This window comes from Bradyrhizobium archetypum (assembly GCF_013114835.1).
Taxonomy (GTDB): domain Bacteria; phylum Pseudomonadota; class Alphaproteobacteria; order Rhizobiales; family Xanthobacteraceae; genus Bradyrhizobium; species Bradyrhizobium archetypum.
Genome location: NZ_JAAVLW010000018.1, coordinates 13,352 through 30,141 on the forward strand (window position 1 = coordinate 13,352; position 16,790 = coordinate 30,141).

Annotated in this window: 18 protein-coding genes; 9 read left to right on the plus strand and 9 right to left on the minus strand. The window is 64.3% G+C overall.

All coding sequences use genetic code 11. The features are described 5' to 3' along the window. Window position 1 precedes the first annotated feature (1 nt). Genes HCN50_RS32165 through HCN50_RS32175 form a run of 3 tightly spaced genes read right to left on the minus strand, consistent with a single transcriptional unit; the run spans window position 2 to window position 4,757 of the window. The gene (locus HCN50_RS32165) at window positions 2–2,812 is read right to left on the minus strand and encodes a DUF4159 domain-containing protein (RefSeq protein WP_171713910.1); all 2,811 of its coding nucleotides are present in this window, start codon (window positions 2,810–2,812) and stop codon (window positions 2–4) included. Then, entirely contained in the window at window positions 2,812–3,756 is a 945-nt protein-coding gene (locus HCN50_RS32170; protein ID WP_171713892.1) for a DUF58 domain-containing protein, read from the minus strand. Before HCN50_RS32170 ends, HCN50_RS32165 begins: the two co-directional genes overlap by 1 nt. Beyond that, the gene (locus HCN50_RS32175; protein WP_171713893.1) at window positions 3,756–4,757 is read right to left on the minus strand and encodes an AAA family ATPase; all 1,002 of its coding nucleotides are present in this window, start codon (window positions 4,755–4,757) and stop codon (window positions 3,756–3,758) included. The genes HCN50_RS32170 and HCN50_RS32175 overlap by 1 nt, the downstream gene beginning before the upstream one ends. A gap of 257 nt (window positions 4,758–5,014) precedes the next feature. Here HCN50_RS32175 and HCN50_RS32180 point away from each other — a divergent pair, with 257 nt between their 5' ends. From HCN50_RS32180 to HCN50_RS32200, 5 genes are read left to right on the plus strand one after another with little or no spacing between them, the layout of a single operon-like run. Continuing rightward, window positions 5,015–5,656, plus strand: a complete 642-nt coding sequence (locus tag HCN50_RS32180) for a DUF1285 domain-containing protein (RefSeq protein ID WP_171713894.1) — start codon at window positions 5,015–5,017, stop codon at window positions 5,654–5,656. A gap of 20 nt (window positions 5,657–5,676) precedes the next feature. Then, on the plus strand, window positions 5,677–6,327 hold the full coding sequence (locus HCN50_RS32185; RefSeq protein WP_376700349.1) for a CoA pyrophosphatase: 651 nt from the start codon (window positions 5,677–5,679) through the stop codon (window positions 6,325–6,327). Beyond that, the gene (locus HCN50_RS32190) at window positions 6,324–6,587 is read left to right on the plus strand and encodes a DUF6111 family protein (RefSeq protein WP_171713896.1); all 264 of its coding nucleotides are present in this window, start codon (window positions 6,324–6,326) and stop codon (window positions 6,585–6,587) included. The genes HCN50_RS32185 and HCN50_RS32190 overlap by 4 nt, the downstream gene beginning before the upstream one ends. Beyond that, window positions 6,584–7,843 (plus strand): CCA tRNA nucleotidyltransferase, encoded by a 1,260-nt coding sequence (locus tag HCN50_RS32195; protein ID WP_171713897.1) that lies wholly within the window; start codon window positions 6,584–6,586, stop codon window positions 7,841–7,843. Before HCN50_RS32190 ends, HCN50_RS32195 begins: the two co-directional genes overlap by 4 nt. Next, window positions 7,840–8,601 (plus strand): sulfite exporter TauE/SafE family protein, encoded by a 762-nt coding sequence (locus HCN50_RS32200; protein WP_171713898.1) that lies wholly within the window; start codon window positions 7,840–7,842, stop codon window positions 8,599–8,601. The genes HCN50_RS32195 and HCN50_RS32200 overlap by 4 nt, the downstream gene beginning before the upstream one ends. A gap of 96 nt (window positions 8,602–8,697) precedes the next feature. Here HCN50_RS32200 and HCN50_RS32205 read toward each other — a convergent pair whose 3' ends face one another. From HCN50_RS32205 to HCN50_RS32230, 6 genes are all read right to left on the minus strand, one after another. Beyond that, a complete protein-coding gene (locus HCN50_RS32205) occupies window positions 8,698–9,426 on the minus strand; it encodes an HAD family hydrolase (protein WP_171713899.1) in 729 nt (242 codons plus the stop codon). Window positions 9,427–9,597: 171 nt separating this feature from the next. After that, entirely contained in the window at window positions 9,598–9,813 is a 216-nt protein-coding gene (locus HCN50_RS32210) for a YodC family protein (RefSeq protein WP_171713900.1), read from the minus strand. Between the two features lie 69 nt (window positions 9,814–9,882). Continuing rightward, on the minus strand, window positions 9,883–10,770 hold the full coding sequence (gene hemF, locus HCN50_RS32215) for an oxygen-dependent coproporphyrinogen oxidase (protein WP_171713901.1): 888 nt from the start codon (window positions 10,768–10,770) through the stop codon (window positions 9,883–9,885). Between the two features lie 120 nt (window positions 10,771–10,890). Then, entirely contained in the window at window positions 10,891–11,256 is a 366-nt protein-coding gene (locus HCN50_RS32220; protein ID WP_171713902.1) for a 6-pyruvoyl trahydropterin synthase family protein, read from the minus strand. 61 nt (window positions 11,257–11,317) lie between these two features. Then, window positions 11,318–11,950 carry a 7-carboxy-7-deazaguanine synthase gene (gene queE / locus HCN50_RS32225; protein ID WP_171713903.1) on the minus strand — a complete coding sequence of 211 codons (633 nt, stop codon included), beginning with the start codon at window positions 11,948–11,950 and terminating at the stop codon, window positions 11,318–11,320. Continuing rightward, entirely contained in the window at window positions 11,947–12,432 is a 486-nt protein-coding gene (locus HCN50_RS32230) for a tRNA (cytidine(34)-2'-O)-methyltransferase (protein ID WP_171713904.1), read from the minus strand. Before HCN50_RS32230 ends, queE begins: the two co-directional genes overlap by 4 nt. Before the next feature lie 276 nt (window positions 12,433–12,708). Between HCN50_RS32230 and petA the strand changes: the two genes are divergently transcribed. The 4 genes from petA to HCN50_RS32250 all read left to right on the plus strand — a co-directional run. Further along, complete coding sequence (gene petA / locus HCN50_RS32235) at window positions 12,709–13,239, plus strand: ubiquinol-cytochrome c reductase iron-sulfur subunit (protein ID WP_171713905.1); 531 nt, start codon at window positions 12,709–12,711, stop codon at window positions 13,237–13,239. Between the two features lie 66 nt (window positions 13,240–13,305). Next, on the plus strand, window positions 13,306–15,378 hold the full coding sequence (locus HCN50_RS32240) for a cytochrome c1 (protein WP_171713906.1): 2,073 nt from the start codon (window positions 13,306–13,308) through the stop codon (window positions 15,376–15,378). Window positions 15,379–15,527: 149 nt separating this feature from the next. Continuing rightward, complete coding sequence (locus HCN50_RS32245) at window positions 15,528–16,202, plus strand: dienelactone hydrolase family protein (protein WP_171713907.1); 675 nt, start codon at window positions 15,528–15,530, stop codon at window positions 16,200–16,202. A gap of 35 nt (window positions 16,203–16,237) precedes the next feature. Continuing rightward, window positions 16,238–16,790 (plus strand): NAD-dependent epimerase/dehydratase family protein (locus HCN50_RS32250; RefSeq protein ID WP_171713908.1); only part of this gene is annotated, 553 nt, incomplete at its 3' end.

Genomic DNA, 16,790 nt, shown 5'->3' on the forward strand with positions numbered 1-16,790 from the left:
TCTATTGCCCCAACCGCTCGATAAGGGCCGGCGCGTGGACCTGGTCGGCCTTGTAGTTGCCGGTCAGGGTGTACATCACGATGTTGACGCCGGAGCGGAACGCGAATTCGCGCTGGCGCGGCTCGCCCGGCGTCAGCGGCAACATCGGCTGCCCGTCCGGACGGTGCGCCCAGGCGCCGGCGAGATCGTTCGAGGTGATTATGAGGGGCGAGACGCCGTCGCCGCCGCGCGCCGGGCGCGAGGCTGCGTCGTCGTCATCCTCGCGCGGCAGGGTCTCGACCCAGGTCTGGCCAGTGTTGAAGCGGCCAGGGAAATCGCGCAACAGGTAAAACGTCTTGGTCAGCACGTGCTCGCGCGGCACCGGCTCCAGCTCCGGCACGTCGAGGGAGGAGAGAATCTCGCGCAAGGTGCGCATGCCCGGCGTCTGCGAGGCGCCGTTCTCGCCCGGCGGCGCCTCGATCGCATCGCGCGTATCGAACAGCACGGTGCCGCCCTGTTTCATGTAAGCGTCGATGCGGTTGATGGCATCCTGCGGCGGCTTCGGCGCGCCCGGCACCACCGGCCAGTAGATCAGCGGGAAGAACGCCAGTTCATCGCGCGCGGGATCGACACCGACGGGATCGCCGGCTTCCAACGCCGTGCGCTGCGCCAGGAACAGGGTCAGTCCGGCCATGCCAGCCTTGACGATGGAATCGACGTCGGCATTTCCGGTAACGACATAGGCAAGGCGCGTTTGCGACACCGACTTGATGGCGAACTCATCGTTGCCCTGGGCGCGCGTCGGCGAAGGCGCGATCGTCGTCGCGGCCAGCATCAGGGCCAATAGAACGGCGGCCGTCGCCGCGCGTCGCCGCCACAGCGCGGCCAGACCCGCACCCATCATCGCGACCACGACCGCGTCGATCAGGAACAGCGCAAGCGATGACGACAGCAGGATGCCGCGCAAATCGCGCGGTTCGGCGTTGGTGTAGCTGGCGCGCTGGGCGCGCAAGGATGACGTCTCGAGCGGCGCGATGCGATCGGCCGAGGCCAGCGTGTTGACGGCGATCGGACCGTCGGCCGGGCCGTAGAAGCCCGGCGGATGTTCTGCCGTGGCGCGGTCGCGATAATCCGCGGGCATCGGCTTGGCGGTTGAGGGCGGCGGCCCGAACGCGCCGAAGCCGTCAAGGATGCGCAGCGGCGCAACCGTCTCGACATTGGTCGCCTCGCTCGCCACGCCCGCGCCGGGCTTGGAGGTGTAGCCGGACATATCGACCAGCCGTCTCAGCATCTCGACGAAGCTGCCTGACATCGGCAGGTCAGACCAACGTGAGTCGGCGCCGACATGGAACAGGCTGACAATGCCCTTGCCGCGATGCTCGCCGGTCACCAGCGGCGTGCCGTCTTCGAGCGACCCCCACGTCTTGGTCGCCAGCACCGCATCCGGCTCGGCCAACACCTGCCGGCTCACGGTGACGTCCTTGGGCACTGCGAGGCCCGCGAACGGGCCGTCGGCGGCAAAGGACGCCAGATGCTGCGGCTTTTCCCAGGTCAGGCTGCCGCCGAGGATGCGGCCGCCGCGACGCAGTTTCACCGGTACCAAATCGTCATCGGCCTGCGCCAAGCGAGGGCCGGCGAAACGCACCAGCACGCCGCCCTGATCGATCCATGCGTTCAGCCGCTCGCGGATTTCCGGCGACAGCGTGCCGACATCGGCGAGCACGATCATCGGCAGCCGCTGATCGAGAAACTGCGCGATCACCTGTTGCGCCGCGCCGCGGTCGCCGAGCCGCACGTCGGCGAATGGCGACAGTGCGCGGGTGAGATAGAAGGTCGATGCCAGTAGCGGCTGGGCGGTATCGCTGGTCGCGCCGGTGACGATGCCCACCGCGCGCCGCCGCCATCGCTTGTCGAGCAATTGCACCGCGCCGGCCGACCGTTCGCCGGATATTTCCAGCCGCGAAATGTCGTTGCGCAATTCGACCGGCAGATCGAATGCCGCTTCGCTTTCGCGATCCTGCATGCCGAAGGCATAGCGTGCCTCGCCGATCGGCGACCCCTTGGCGTCGAGCGCGCGAACCACGCCGGCTGCGGGGCCGCCGGTGGTGCGCAGCACCTTGACCGTCATCTTGGCCGCAGCGTTTTCAGCGGCGACCAGAGCCTGCGCAGGCGCCGCACCGCCCTCGAACACCGTCAGCTTGCGGTCACCGATGGTCTTGGCGAGATTTTCGACGAACTCGGCGCCGCGCCCGGTGTCGACGCCGTCGGACAGCCACGCGATCTCGGCGTCGCCGGTCGCTTTGAGGAAGCGGTCCAGCGTGCCAAGGGTGTCGACGCGGTCGACCGAATAGGGCTTTGGCGCGATCTGGCGCAGCGCGACGCGCGCCGTGCCGGCCGGCATCAGCGTGATATCGCGTGCGGGTTCGGAGAGCGGAACGAGCGCGACGCCGCGGCGGTCATTGTCGGCGTTGGCGATCAATTCGTCTGCGGCCTTGATCCGCGTGTCCCAGCTCGCAGCCGCACTCCAGCCGTCGTCGAGCAGGATCACCAGCGGCGCATTGCTGCCGCCGACGCCAGTCTGCGGATTCCAGATCGGGCCCGCTGCGGCAAAAATGACCAGCGCGGCGGCGGCAAGCCGCAGCGCCGTCAGCCACCATGGCGTCCGCGATGGGGTTTCTTCCCTGGGCTTGATGTCGAACAGTAGCCGCGTCGGTGGAAACTCGATCCGCCGCGGCCGCGGCGGCATGACGCGCAACAGCCACCACAGCACCGGCAGGCTCAACAGGCCGAGCAGAAGCAATGGCTGCGCAAAGGTCAGAGGGAGGCCTGCTATCATGCGCTACGCCCCGCCTTGACGGTTGAGCCGCGCATGCTTCCCTTGGCTGCCATCATGCCGGAATGCAGGAAGAGCAGGAGTTCGGCGGCAGAACGGCTGGTGGTATGGGTTGAGAACAGCCAGTCGAGCCGGTTGGTCTCGCTGCGGATCGCGTCGCGATGGAGTGCGACGCGTGCCACATAGTCGCTCGCCCAACTCTCGGCGCGGCCGGCGGTGATGACGCCAAAGCCTTCCGGCTCGACGAATTCGACGCGGCCGGCATAGGGAAAGGTTTCTTCGGCGGGATCGACGACCTGGATCAGCGTACCATGGGCGCCGGAGGCCGAAAGCCCCGCGAGCATCGTCCTGATTTCGCTCATCGGCGACCAGAAGTCGGACAGCACGACAATCTCGGCCAGCGCCGATGGAACAAATGAGGGCGGCAGGCTCGCGCGCACCGCATCGTCGTGCAGCATCGCCTGCGCCATCTTGTCGATCACGTTGCGGCTGGCGGTCGGATTCATCAGGCCGGGAATGCCGACGCGTTCGCCGCCCGAAACCAGCAGTTCAGCGAGCGCAAATGTCACGATCAGGCCGCGCTCCAACTTGGAGTCGCGCGCACCCTTGGACGCAAACGTCATCGACGGCGACCGGTCGGGCCAGACCCACACGGTATGCGCGGCCTCCCATTCCTGCTCGCGGACATAGAGATGATCGTCACGCGCCGAACGCCGCCAGTCGACGTTCTGCGACGGCTCGCCGGAGACGAAGCGGCGATACTGCCAAAAGCTCTCGCCGGCGCCAGCGCGGCGCCTGCCATGCAGGCCATGGATGACATTGGCAGCGATGCGGCGGGCTTCGAGCACGAGACGGGGGAGCGACGCGGCGAGCGTTCGGCTTTCGCCATCGGCACGTCGGATTGCTAGAAGCTCCCTGGTCTCGTGGCTGGTCTCTGCGGCCATCAACCGATCCGCGTCTTCAACTGTCTGATTACGTCGGGAATGGTGCGGCCTTCCGCGCGCGCCGAGAAGGTCAGCGCCATGCGGTGCTTGAGGATGGGTTCGGCGAGATCCAGCACGTCGTCGATCGAGGGCGCGAGCCGTCCGTCGAGCAGCGCCCGGGCGCGGACCGCCAGCATCAGTGACTGGCTGGCGCGCGGCCCCGGGCCCCAGGCGATCAGCTTGTCGCTGCCGTCTTCGGAATTGGGGCGTGCGGCGCGCACCAGCGACAGGATCGCCTCGACGACGCTGTCGCCGACCGGCAGGCGCCGCACCAGCCGCTGTGCGGCGATCAGGATTTCTGCATCCATCGATGCCTTGGCGAGCGTCTCCTCCGCGCCCGTCGTTTCGAACAGGATACGTCGTTCGGCATCACGGTCGGGATAATCGACGTCGATCTCCATCAGGAAGCGGTCGAGCTGCGCCTCGGGCAGCGGATAGGTGCCTTCCTGCTCCAGCGGGTTCTGGGTGGCAAGCACGTGGAACGGTTTTGGGAGATCATGCCGTGCGCCTGCAACGGTGATGTGCTGTTCCTGCATGGCTTGGAGCAGCGCCGATTGCGTGCGCGGGCTGGCGCGGTTGATCTCGTCCGCCATCAGAAGCTGCGCAAAGACCGGTCCGGCGATGAAACGGAACGACCGCTTGCCGGTATTGCTTTCGTCGAGCACCTCGGCGCCCAGAATATCCGACGGCATCAGGTCCGGCGTGAACTGGATGCGCTTGGCGTCCAGCCCGAGCGTGACGCCTAGGGTTTCGACGAGCTTGGTCTTGGCGAGGCCGGGAACACCGATCAGCAGCGCGTGGCCACCCGACAGGATCGTCACCAAGGTGTTTTCGATCACCCGGTCCTGGCCGAAGATGACGGTGGAGATCGCTTCCTTCGCGGCACGAATCTGGCCGGCGACCTGCTCGGCCGACCGGACGATCGCGTCCTCGAGTTTCTCGACACCGTCTGCACTCGCCATGTCTTTCTCCTTCAGCCTAACCGCTTCATGACACCGCTGGTTGCGTCGTCATGCCACGAGCCTCATGCTAAACCTGTGCAAAGGCCATGCATTCGTTGAATTAAACTATCCCCACATTATCGGTATTTCGGGGTATGAACGGCATCACGATGTGGCGACTTGATCCGCAATAGTACGGACCCAAATCGTCGGGAACACATATCTCGGTATATGTGCACCAATCGTGCCAATCGAGGCGCCGAGACTCAGGGCAAACAATGGCGAAGCAAGGGCAGACCAGCGGCCGGCGGCACGAAGGCGAGAGTCTTGAGGGCAAGGGGCTTGAAGGCCTGACGGTTGCCGCCAGGGAAGCCCTCAATCAGAGTCCGGCCGGGAAGGGACTTCCGCCAGTCCATCTGTGGAATCCGCCATTCTGCGGCGATGTCGACATGCGAATCGCCAGCGATGGCACGTGGTTCTACCTGGGGACGCCAATCGGCCGGCCGGCACTGGTGCGCTTGTTTTCAACCATTCTCAAGCGCGAGGACGGCAAGCACTTTCTCGTGACCCCGGTCGAGAAGGTCGGGATCCGCGTCGACGATGCACCGTTCCTGGCGGTGGAGATGCAGAACGAAGCCGGCGATGGCGGCCGGCTATTGCGCTTTCGCACCAACGTTGACGACTGGGTGCCATGCGATTCCGCCCACCGCCTGCGATTCGAGATGGCCGCCGACGGCGGGCTGACGCCCTATCTGCACGTCCGCGCCGATCTGTGGGCGAAAGTGACGCGCGCGCTTTATTACGATCTGGTCGAGATGGGGGAAGAGCGGGTGGTCGACGGACAGCCGATGTTCGGCGTCGAATCCGGCGGCGAGTTCTTTGCCATGGCGGACGCAAAGCAGGTGAGGGACGCGGTTTGAACGAGCCGATATTGAAAAAGATGGAGGCGGCTCCGATCAACTCGGGGGAGTTTTTCGCGCGGAGCAAGGCCCGGCTGAACTTCGACGTGCCGCCGGGCCTGATCGATCCCAACATCATTCCGAGGACCGGCGATGCCGGCAACGATCGCATGCTCGAGATCGTGGCCCGCGAACAGCCGGTGCGCCCGGCGGCAGTGCTGATCCCGGTGGTCGATCGCCGCGAACCGACCGTATTGCTGACGCAGCGCTCGCCGCATCTGTCCAGCCACGCGGGCCAGATTTCCTTTCCCGGCGGCAAGATCGACGCAATGGACGCTTCCCCGCTCGATGCGGCGCTACGCGAAGCGGAGGAGGAGGTCGGCCTCAGGCGCGAATTCATCGAGCCGATCGGCTACCTCGATCTCTATGGAACCGCCTTCGGTTTCCGCATCCTGCCGACGGTGGCGCGCGTGAAACCCGGCTTCAAGCTTAAGATCAACGAAGGCGAGGTTGTGGACGCCTTCGAGGTGCCGCTGGCATTCCTGATGAATCCCGAGAACCATCAGATCCATTCCAAGGAATTCCGCGGCATGGAGCGTTCCTACTACGCCATGCCTTTCGCCGAGCGCTACATCTGGGGCGCGACCGCAGGAATTCTGCGCGTGCTGTATGAGCGGATATATCTCGCATGATCCGTCCGATTTTGACCGAAATCGGAATTTTCCTGATCCCGTTCGCGGCCTATGCGCTGTTCCTGATCGCCACTCGTTCCGGCGTGTTGACGTCGTCCTCCTGGCCCGCGCATCTTGTCGCCAAACTGCTGCTGGGGTCGCTGCTGTTGGTCGTGATCAGTTTCATCATGCTCGCGCAATTCTCAGGTGCGCCGCCGAATTCGACCTATATTCCCGCGCATATCGAAAACGGCAAGCTGGTCCCCGGAGTCGAGAAATGAGCGAGGCACGCGTGCTGTCGGAGGCGCCCTGGCTCAGGTCCGGTCCGGCCGCGCGCGCGCTCGCATTGCTCAATGGCGATGGCGAGGAAGCCCGCGTGATCGGCGGCGCCGTGCGCAATGCGCTTTTGAAAATTCCGCTCGGCGACATCGATATCGCGACCACGGCGCTGCCCGACGAAGTGGTTCGCCGCGCCAAGGCGGCCGGCATCAAATGCGTGCCGACCGGCATCGACCACGGCACGGTCACACTGGTCATCGAATCCCATCCCTTCGAGGTCACGACCTTGCGCGAGGATACCGAGACCTATGGCCGCAAGGCCAAGGTCGCGTTCGGGCGCGATTGGGTTCGCGACGCGGAGCGGCGCGACTTCACCATCAACGGCCTGTCGGTCGATGCCGCCGGCGTCGTTCATGACCATGTCGGCGGTCTTGCCGATATCGAAGCCAAACGCGTGCGCTTCATCGGCGATGCGAGCCAGCGCATCGCTGAGGATTATTTGCGCATCCTGCGCTTCTTCCGCATGCATGCGGCCTATGGGGCGGGCGAGCCCGATCGCACCGGATATCTCGCCTGCATCGATGGGCGCGCGGGGCTTTCGAGCCTTTCCGCCGAACGCGTGCGTATGGAGATGCTGAAGCTGTTGGTCGCGCAAGGGGCCGCGGTCGCGGTGCAGGCGATGGCGGATGCCGGCCTGCTGTTGGCGATCTTCGGCGGCGTTGCCTACACCGGACCGTTTGCAGCGATGATCGCGGTCGAGCGGGCACTCGGACTGCCGCCAAGCGCCGTGCGCCGGCTTGCCGCGCTCACCGTGGCTGTCACGGAGGATGCCAGGCGCATCTCGGCCCGGCTTCGGCTTTCCAACGCGGAAACCAAGGCGCTGGACTCGATGGGTCATCGCTGGTGGCGGCTCGCCAGCAAGGACGATGCGCGGGCGCGCCAGCTTCTCTACCGGCTCGGCGAGGATCCCTACCGCGACCGGCTGATGCTGGCATGGGCGCGCGCCGGCGGCGTCGACAACGGCGCCGCGCGCTGGCACGATCTTGCGACCCTGCCGCGGCGCTGGAGCGCGCCGAAATTTCCGCTAAAGGCTGCCGATTTCATCGCCCGCGGTATTGCCGAAGGCCCTGCGCTTGGTCATGTGCTCACACTTGCGGAAGATGCCTGGCTGGCCGCGGATTTCCCCCTGGAAGCATCCGCGCTTGCCGCGATCGCCGACCAGACGGCCGCCCGTTTCACCCGAGCTCACCGTCTGTGAATATTCTCGCCGGCTTCGCCAACATTTCTCTCGGCCAACTCGTGCTGGTTGGAAGCGTGGCGCTGCTGGCCTCGGTGATCGGCGGGCTTGCCGGTTACGGCACTGGGGCGTTGATGCCGCTGGTGTTGGTGCCGCTGGTCGGCGCCGAGCCGGTGGTGCCGATCATCGCGATCTCCGCGATCTTCACCAATATCAGCCGCTTCGTGGCCTATTTTCGCTACGCCGACCGGCGTCGCGCGCTGATCGTGATCGGCGCGGCCATGCTGACCACGGCACTCGGCGCCTATGGGTACACGCGGCTGACCAGCGCCGGCGCGGCGCTCGTGATCGGCAGCATGCTGATCCTCAGCGTGCCGCTACGCCGGTTGGCCAGACACCGCGAGATCAGAATCGGCGATGCCGGCCTCGGCGTCAGCGCGGTGGGGTACGGCGTGGTGGTCGGCGGCACCTCAGGTTCCGGTGTAATCCTGCTGTCACTGCTGATGGCGTCCGGTCTCGAGGGGGCTGCCGTAATCGCTACCGACGCGGTGATCTCGGTCGCGACCGGGCTCATCAAGATTTCGGTGTTCGGTCTTGCCGGCGTCGTCACTGGCCAGGTGCTTGCCTTCGCGCTCCTGATCGGCGCCATCGCGATCCCCGGCGCGTTCCTTGCCAAAGCCTTCGTCGAACGCATGCCGGTACATATTCATACCGCAATACTCGATGCCGCCGTGATTGTCGGCGGCCTCGTCATGATCACCGCCGCGCTGCGGCCCTGACAAGCGTCAATATGTCAGCGAGGCCGTGCGGATCGGGAAGCAGTTCATGCTCGGTATGTTGCGATATCGTCCGCCGCAAACAATGGAAACGCTCCGTCAGCGCTTGGCGGGGAGCAATTCTGTCAGCGAGCGGATGATGCGATCTGGCTTCACGATCGAGTCCGCGGGCAGGCCGTCGCCATGGACATCGATCCAGATGGCGTAGATGCCGAGCCGCTGCGGTGCCACGACTTCCCATTCCAGATTGTCGCCGATCATCCACGTCTCGGCTGCGGTGACGCCGAGCGCCTGCATGGCATGCAGATAGGCGCGTTCGTCCGGCTTGCCGAACCCGTGCTCGCCCTCGATCTGGATATGATCGAAGCGATGCGACAATGCAAAGCGCTCGACCTTGGCGCGCTGGGCGCCGGCAGCGCCGTTCGTGACCAATGCCAGTTTGACGCCGCGCGCCTTCAATTCGTCGATGGCATCATGCGCGCCCGGAAAGACGAACATTTCCTCTTCGCGATAGGCGGTGAAGCGATCGGCGAGCCGGATTGCGAGGTCATCAGGCAGTTCGTAGCCGCCGGCGGCGAGCGCGGCAAATCCGTTCCTGACAGTGATGCGCCGCGCCTCATCCAGCTTCAGGCGCCATTCGGCCTCGGCCACAGCCCAGAATTTGCGCGCGGAATCGAGTACGGCAGCGGCAACCTGTCGCGAGGTCAAAGGCCCGAACTCGGCGGCGAACTCGGAGGTGACATTGTTCCAGGCGATCTCGGGGCGACCGTAGGCCGACAGGATGGTGTCGTCCATGTCGATCAGCATGGCGCGGGGCAGGTCGGTCATCGCTTTGCGGTCATCTCGCTTCTGGGGGTATCGGCCGCGAGAAGCCGCAGCCGATTTGCCGCGAATATCAGATCGGCCGCGCCGGGTCCAATCCCGAGAAAACAACGCCGCCGGCCCATCAATGCCGGCGGCGTCAAAAATCCCTTACGCAATCTTGTTGCTGCGGTCGTCCTATTCGTCCTCGTCTTCCTCTTCGTCCTCGTCTTCCTCATCGTCGGTTGTATCGGTTTCGGCGAGCTCGAGGACGGCAAGCGGCAGCGTCTCGCGAAACAGATCGCCTTCGTTGCCCATCCATACGCACGCGGCGTTGCCGTCCTTGACCTCCACCACACTGAGAGGGTGGCCGCCGGACTTAAGAAGGACGACGTCGCCTGGTTTCAAATCCATGATCTGCTCCTTGGATTGCATGACACGAATCGCACTCTAGCGATCCGTCATGACAAGCCGATCATGCGATCATGGCCACTTTACCTCCGGCGGCATCGACGAGAGAATCGAATCCACATTGCCGCCGGTTTTTAGCCCGAAGATGGTGCCGCGATCATAGAGCAGGTTGAACTCAACGTACCGTCCGCGGCGGATCAATTGCTCCTCGCGGTCGGCGGCATTCCAGGGCAGGGCGAAATTCCGCCGGACGAGTTCGGGATAGATTTTCAGGAAGGCGCGGCCGACTTGCTGCGTGAAGGCGAGATCGGCATCCCAGTCGCCTGAGTCATGCCAGTCAAAGAAGATGCCGCCGATGCCACGCGCTTCCTTGCGGTGCGGCAGGTAGAAATATTCGTCGCACCATTTTTTGTATTTGTCGTAGTCGGCCACGCTGTTCGGGCCGCCACAGGCCTCTTTCATTGCCTGATGGAAGGCCTGCGTGTCGGGGTCTTCCTGGGTGCGCCGGTGGTCAAGCACCGGCGTCAGGTCCGCGCCGCCGCCGAACCAAGCCTTGGTGGTGACCACGAAGCGCGTGTTCATGTGCACCGCCGGTACGTTCGGATTGCGCATATGCGCGATCAGCGAAATACCCGATGCCCAGAACCGGGGATCGTCGGCCGCGCCGGGAATTTGTGCACGGAACTCCGGGGCAAACTCGCCATGCACGGTCGAACAGTGGACGCCGACCTTCTCGAACAGCCGTCCGCGCATCATCGACATCACGCCCCCGCCGCCAGGCTTGCCGGTATGGTCGGTGCGGTCCCAGGGCGTGCGCACGAAGCGGCCGACAGCGCCGGGATAGAGGGCATGGGGCGCGTCCTCTTCAAGCTGTTCGAAGGCCGCGCAGATGTCATTGCGCAGCGTTTCGAACCAGGTTCTTGCGCGCGTCTTGCGATCTTCGATGACAGACATGTCCATTCGGAGTTCCCCAGCCTTCCTCTCCGTCATTGCGAGGAGCGAAGCGCAGAAGCAATCCATTCCTTTCGTGGCACGATGGATTGCTTCGCTTCGCTCGCAATGACGGAAAAATGTATCTCCCTAGCCCTGCGGCCCGAAATACGTGCAGCTCTCGTTACAACTGTCGCGGTGAACGGTGACGCGGGTGATCTGGCCGGCGTGCTGGACCCGCTCCCAGATGAAGCGGGAGATATTTTCCAGCGTCGGCGTCCCCAGGGCCTCGACCTTGTTCAGGAGCTTGTGGTCGAGCGTCTTGCGGATCTCTTCCATGCTGCGTTCGAGCAAGCCGAGATCGAGCACCATGCCGGTTTCCGGATCGGGAATGCCGCGCACGCTCACTTCGGCGCGAAACGAGTGGCCGTGAATTTCCTCGCTGGCCGCGCCGAAGGTGGTGCCCTTCAGGGAATGCGCGGCCTCAAAGCGAAATGATTTCGTCAGTTCCCACATCTTGAAAATCTAAATCCCATCTGATGCCAAGTTACTTGATCCCAAGTTACCTGATCCCAAGCTACCTGATCCCAAGTGTCTTGTGTGTTTGCAGGCTGAGCCGCCATTGCGGATGGCGCAGGCAGTAGTCGACCGCGCGCGCGGTGTTTTCGATCACGTCGGGCCCGTCCATCGGCTGCAGCGAAAAACGCTCGAAATCGAGCTCCGCAAAGTCTTCCGGCGCGGCGCCCGCCTGCGGATAGACCAGCTTCAATTCATGGCCGCGGCGCACCACAAGCTCGGCGCCGGCTTTCGGGCTGACGCAGACCCAGTCCATTCCTTCGGGTGGCTCGATCGTACCGTTGGTCTCGATGCCGATGGCAAAGCCGCGCGCATGCAGCGCATCGATGAAGGGAGGATCCACCTGCAGCAGCGGCTCGCCGCCGGTGAGGACGACGTAGCGGTTGATATTCTCGCCGGTCCATTGCCCCGCGATGACGTCCGCCAGTTCGTCCGCCGTGGCGAAGCGGCCGCCGAGCGTGCCGTCGGTGCCGACAAAGTCGGTATCGCAGAACTGGCAGGTGGCGCTGGCGCGGTCCTGTTCGCGGCCGCTCCAGAGATTGCAGCCGGAAAATCGGCAAAACACCGCCGCGCGGCCGGCATGCGCGCCTTCGCCCTGCAAGGTCAGGAATATCTCTTTGACGGCGTAGCTCACACCTTCTCCCTGGGTCCGATCTCGACCGCAGTCGGATAACCCGTCTGACGCATCGCTTCGCTTACTGCCATGGCGGCTGCCATGGCCACATTGAGCGAGCGCAAGGCGGGCCTGATCGGGATCACCAGCCGCGCATCAGCGGCGGCGACGACCTCGTCGGTAACCCCGGCGGATTCCCGGCCGAACAGCAGGACATCATCACTTTTATAGCTGAAATCCAGATAGGAACTGGCGGCCTTGGTCGTAAAGAGGACCAGCCGGAGCCCCGCCTCGTTACGCCATTGCTCGAATTTTGACCATGAGTCATGGCGGGTGAGAGCGACGTGATCGAGGTAGTCCATTCCCGCGCGGCGGAAATGCCGGTCGGACGTCGCAAACCCGGCCGGCTCGATGATATGGGCGGTCACGCCCAGGCACGCGCAGAGGCGCAGAATCGTCCCGGTGTTCTGGGGAATATCAGGCTGGAACAGGGCGATGTGCATGTGTCGAGGCTTTGGACGCGCGGGATGAATGACTGAATAATCACGGTCGGGCGCGGATTTAGTGCATTGCACGTTTGCGAGCCGATAGCGGGCTTGCGCTCTCTCGGCAAGGGTGCCAATAGAACGATTCTGGACTGCTTGTTCCGCCGGATTGGGGGAGGAATAGCGGTTTTTCTGCCGCCGCGGGGGCCGCGGGCGCCGGCAGCCTCTTCCGGGTCGCAATGGGCGCGCCCGGGGCGGTTCCGCTGGCTGCAGATTAAGAAAGGGCTTGGAATCGTGACGACAGCGTCTTCGGCGGACCATCCGACACGCCGTGATTTCCTTTTTGTTGCAACGGGAGCCGTCGCCGCCGTAGGCGCGGCTGCCACGGTGTGGCCGCTGGTTTCCCAGATGAATCCGGATGCCTCGACGATCGCGGCCGGTGCGCCGATTGAGGTCGACCTGACCCCGATCGCCGAAGGACAGGACATCAAGGTGTTCTGGCGCGGCAAGCCGATCTACATCAGCCACCGGACAAAGAAGCAGATCGAGGAGGCCCGCAAGGTGGCCGTATCGAGCCTGCCCGATCCGCAGAGCGACGAGCAGCGGGTCAAGCCGGGCCATGACCAGTGGCTGGTGGTGGTCGGTATCTGCACGCATCTCGGCTGCATTCCGATTGCGCATGAGGGCGCTTACGACGGCTTCTTCTGTCCCTGCCACGGTTCGGTGTACGACACCTCGGGGCGCATCCGTCAGGGGCCCGCGCCGGCCAACCTGCCGATCCCGCCCTATTCATTCGTTTCCGACACCAAAATCCAGATCGGCTAAGGGCTCGGACGCCCGTCCGAGGCCCCTTAACCCGTCGCGTCGTCTTACTTCCTCAGGATCGCATCAATGAGCGGACCATCCGATTTCCAGCCGACCAATCCCGCCTTGAAGTGGATCGAACGGCGCCTCCCGATCATGGGACTCATGCATTCCTCGTTCGTGGCGTATCCGACGCCGCGTAACCTGAACTACTGGTGGACCTTCGGCGCCATCCTTTCGTTGATGCTGGGTGTGCAGATACTGACCGGCGTGATCCTGGCGATGCACTACACGCCGCATGCCGATCTCGCCTTCAAGTCCGTCGAGCTGATCGTCCGCGACGTCAATTACGGCTGGCTGCTGCGCAACATCCACGCCAGCGGCGCCTCGATGTTCTTCTTCGCCGTTTACATCCACATGTTCCGCGGCCTCTATTACGGGTCGTACAAGGAGCCGCGCGAGGTGCTGTGGATCCTCGGCGTCATCATCTATCTCCTGATGATGGCGACCGGCTTCATGGGCTACGTGCTGCCTTGGGGCCAGATGAGCTTCTGGGGCGCTACCGTGATCACCAACCTGTTCTCGGCCGTGCCCTATTTCGGCGAGACCATCGTGACGTGGCTGTGGGGCGGCTATGCCGTCGGCAATCCGACGCTGAACCGGTTCTTCTCGCTGCATTATCTGCTGCCGTTCGTGATCGCCGGCGTGGTCGTGCTGCACATCTGGGCACTTCACGTCGCGGGCCAGAACAATCCGGCCGGCGTTGAGCCGAAGAGCGAAAAGGACACGGTGCCGTTCACGCCTTACGCAACCATCAAGGACATGTTCGGCGTCTCCTGCTTCCTGCTGTTCTTCGCCTGGTTCATCTTCTACATGCCGAACTATCTCGGGGATGCCGACAACTACATCCCGGCCAATCCCGGCGTGACGCCTGCGCACATCGTCCCGGAATGGTACTACCTGCCGTTCTACGCGATCCTGCGCTCGATCCCGAACAAGCTTGCCGGCGTTGTTGCGATGTTCGGCGCGATCATCATCCTGGCTTTCCTGCCTTGGCTCGACAGCGCCAAGACGCGCTCGTCGAAATATCGTCCGCTGGCCAAGCAGTTCTTCTGGATGTTCGTCGTCGTCTGCATCGGTCTCGGCTATCTCGGCGCCCAGCCGCCGGAAGGCATCTATGTGATCGTCGGCCGCATCCTGACCGTCTGCTACTTCGCCTATTTCCTGATCGTGCTGCCGCTGCTCTCCCGGATCGAGAAGCCGCGTCCGGTTCCGAATTCGATCGCCGACGATGTGCTGGCCAAGACCGGCGGCAAGTCGGCGCCGATGGTGTCGACCGTGATCGCGCTGATGGTTGCCGGCGGCTTGCTGGTGGGCGGCGCGCACGACGCACGCGCCGACGATCACGGCGACAAGCCGCCCGGACAGAAGTGGTCGTTCTCCGGCCCGTTCGGCAAGTTCGACCGCGGCGCGTTGCAGCGTGGCCTCAAGGTCTACAAGGAGGTCTGCTCCTCCTGCCACGGCCTGTCCTACGTCGCCTTCCGCAACCTCGCCGAAGCCGGCGGTCCCGGCTATTCGGTGGCGCAGGCCCAGGCGTTCGCCTCCGACTACAAGATCAAGGACGGCCCGAACGATCAGGGCGAGATGTTCGAGCGGCCGGGCCGGCCCGCCGACTATTTCCCGTCGCCGTTCCCGAACGAGCAGGCGGCCCGCGCGGCCAATGGCGGCGCGGCACCGCCGGATCTTTCGCTGATCGCCAAGGCGCGTTCCTACAAGCGCGGCTTTCCGATGTTCCTGATCGACTTCTTCACCCAGTATCAGGAGCAGGGTCCGGACTACGTTGCCGCGCTGCTGCAGGGCTATGAGGAAAAGGCTCCGGCCGGCTTCAACCTGCCTGAGGGCTCGCACTACAACAAATATTTCCCCGGCCACGCCATCAAGATGCCGAAGCCGCTGAACGACGGCCAGGTCACTTATGACGACGGCTCGCCGGCCACGGTCGCGCAATACGCCAAGGACGTGACCACGTTCCTGATGTGGGCTGCGGAGCCGCACATGGAGGCGCGCAAGCAGCTCGGCCTGCAGGTGTTCGTGTTCCTGATCCTGCTCACCGTGCTCCTCTACTTCACCAAGAAGAAGGTCTGGGCCAACGCCCACTGAGCTCGGCGTTCTTGTCACGAAGTTCGGAAAAGCCCCTGAGGGGGCTTTTTTGTTGGGCGCAGCAATGCGCCGACAGACGATTGCGTCCGGCTCCTGCAGCCGCCAAAATGGCCAAGGCATCACTTGCAGGAAGCAGTCCGGAGGAACCCATGGGCACCCACATCACGTTCAAGCGGCCGGACGGCAACGAAACCGCCGGCTACCTCGCCAATGCCGCGCGCGGCAACGCGCCGGGCGTGGTGGTGGTGCAGGAATGGTGGGGACTATCGGAGAACATCAAGGGCCTATGCGACCGCTTTGCGGCAGCCGGCTTCGATGCGCTCGCGCCCGATCTCTACAAGGGCGTCGTGGTGCCGTACCACGATACGGATGCGGCCAACGCGCAGATGACCTCGCTCGACTTCATGGACGCCACCACTCAAAATGTACGCGGCGCCGCGCAATATCTCGTGCGCAACGGCGCCAAGGTGGGGCTCACCGGCTTCTGCCTCGGCGGCGCCGTGACCATCATCGGCGCGACCAAGATTCCAGAGCTCACGGCAGGCGTCGTGTTCTACGGCATCCCGCCGGAACAGGCTGCCAAGCCCGCCGACGTGAAGATTCCGCTGCAGGCGCATTTCGCCAACAAGGACGACTGGTGCACGCCGGCCGCGGTCGACGCCTTCGAAAAGGCGATGAAGGACGCCGGCAAATCGCTCGAGCTGTTCCGCTACGACGCGGAACATGCCTTCGTGAACGAGCAGCGCGTGGCCGTGCACGACCGTCAGGCCGCCGAGCTCGCCTGGGGCCGGGCGACGGAGTTTTTCAAAAAGCACCTCGGATGAGCTGAGGGAAGCTCAGCGAAGGCGGGTGGCTGCGCATGAAAATCTTCTGCACGGGCGCATCGGGATATATCGGCGGATCGGTGGCCACGCATCTCACGGCTGCCGGCCATCAGGTCACAGGCCTCGTTCGCTCTGCCGACAAGGCCGGCGCCGTGCGCGCCCATGGCATCGAGCCATTGATGGGCACCCTCGATGACGCGGATGTCCTTGCGCGCGCGGCGCGCGAGGCGGACGTCGTCGTCAATGCCGCAAGCGCCGATCACAAGGGCGCCGTTGTCGCCATGCTCGATGCGCTTGCGGGAAGCGGCAAACCTTTCATCCATACGTCAGGTTCGAGCATTGTCGGCACACGCGCTCGCGGCGAGCGCTCCGACAATATTTTCGACGAAGACACGCCGATCACGCCATCGCCTGCACGCGTGGCACGGGTCGCGCTGAACGAGTTCATCCTTGGTTTCAAGGAGAAGGGCTGTCGTCCCGTCATTATCTGTCCGAGCCTGATCTATGGCGTCGGCCATGGCGCAGGTCGCGACAGCGTGCAGGTGCCGCTGCTGATCAAGCTGGCCAAAAAGCGCGGCAACGCGGCGC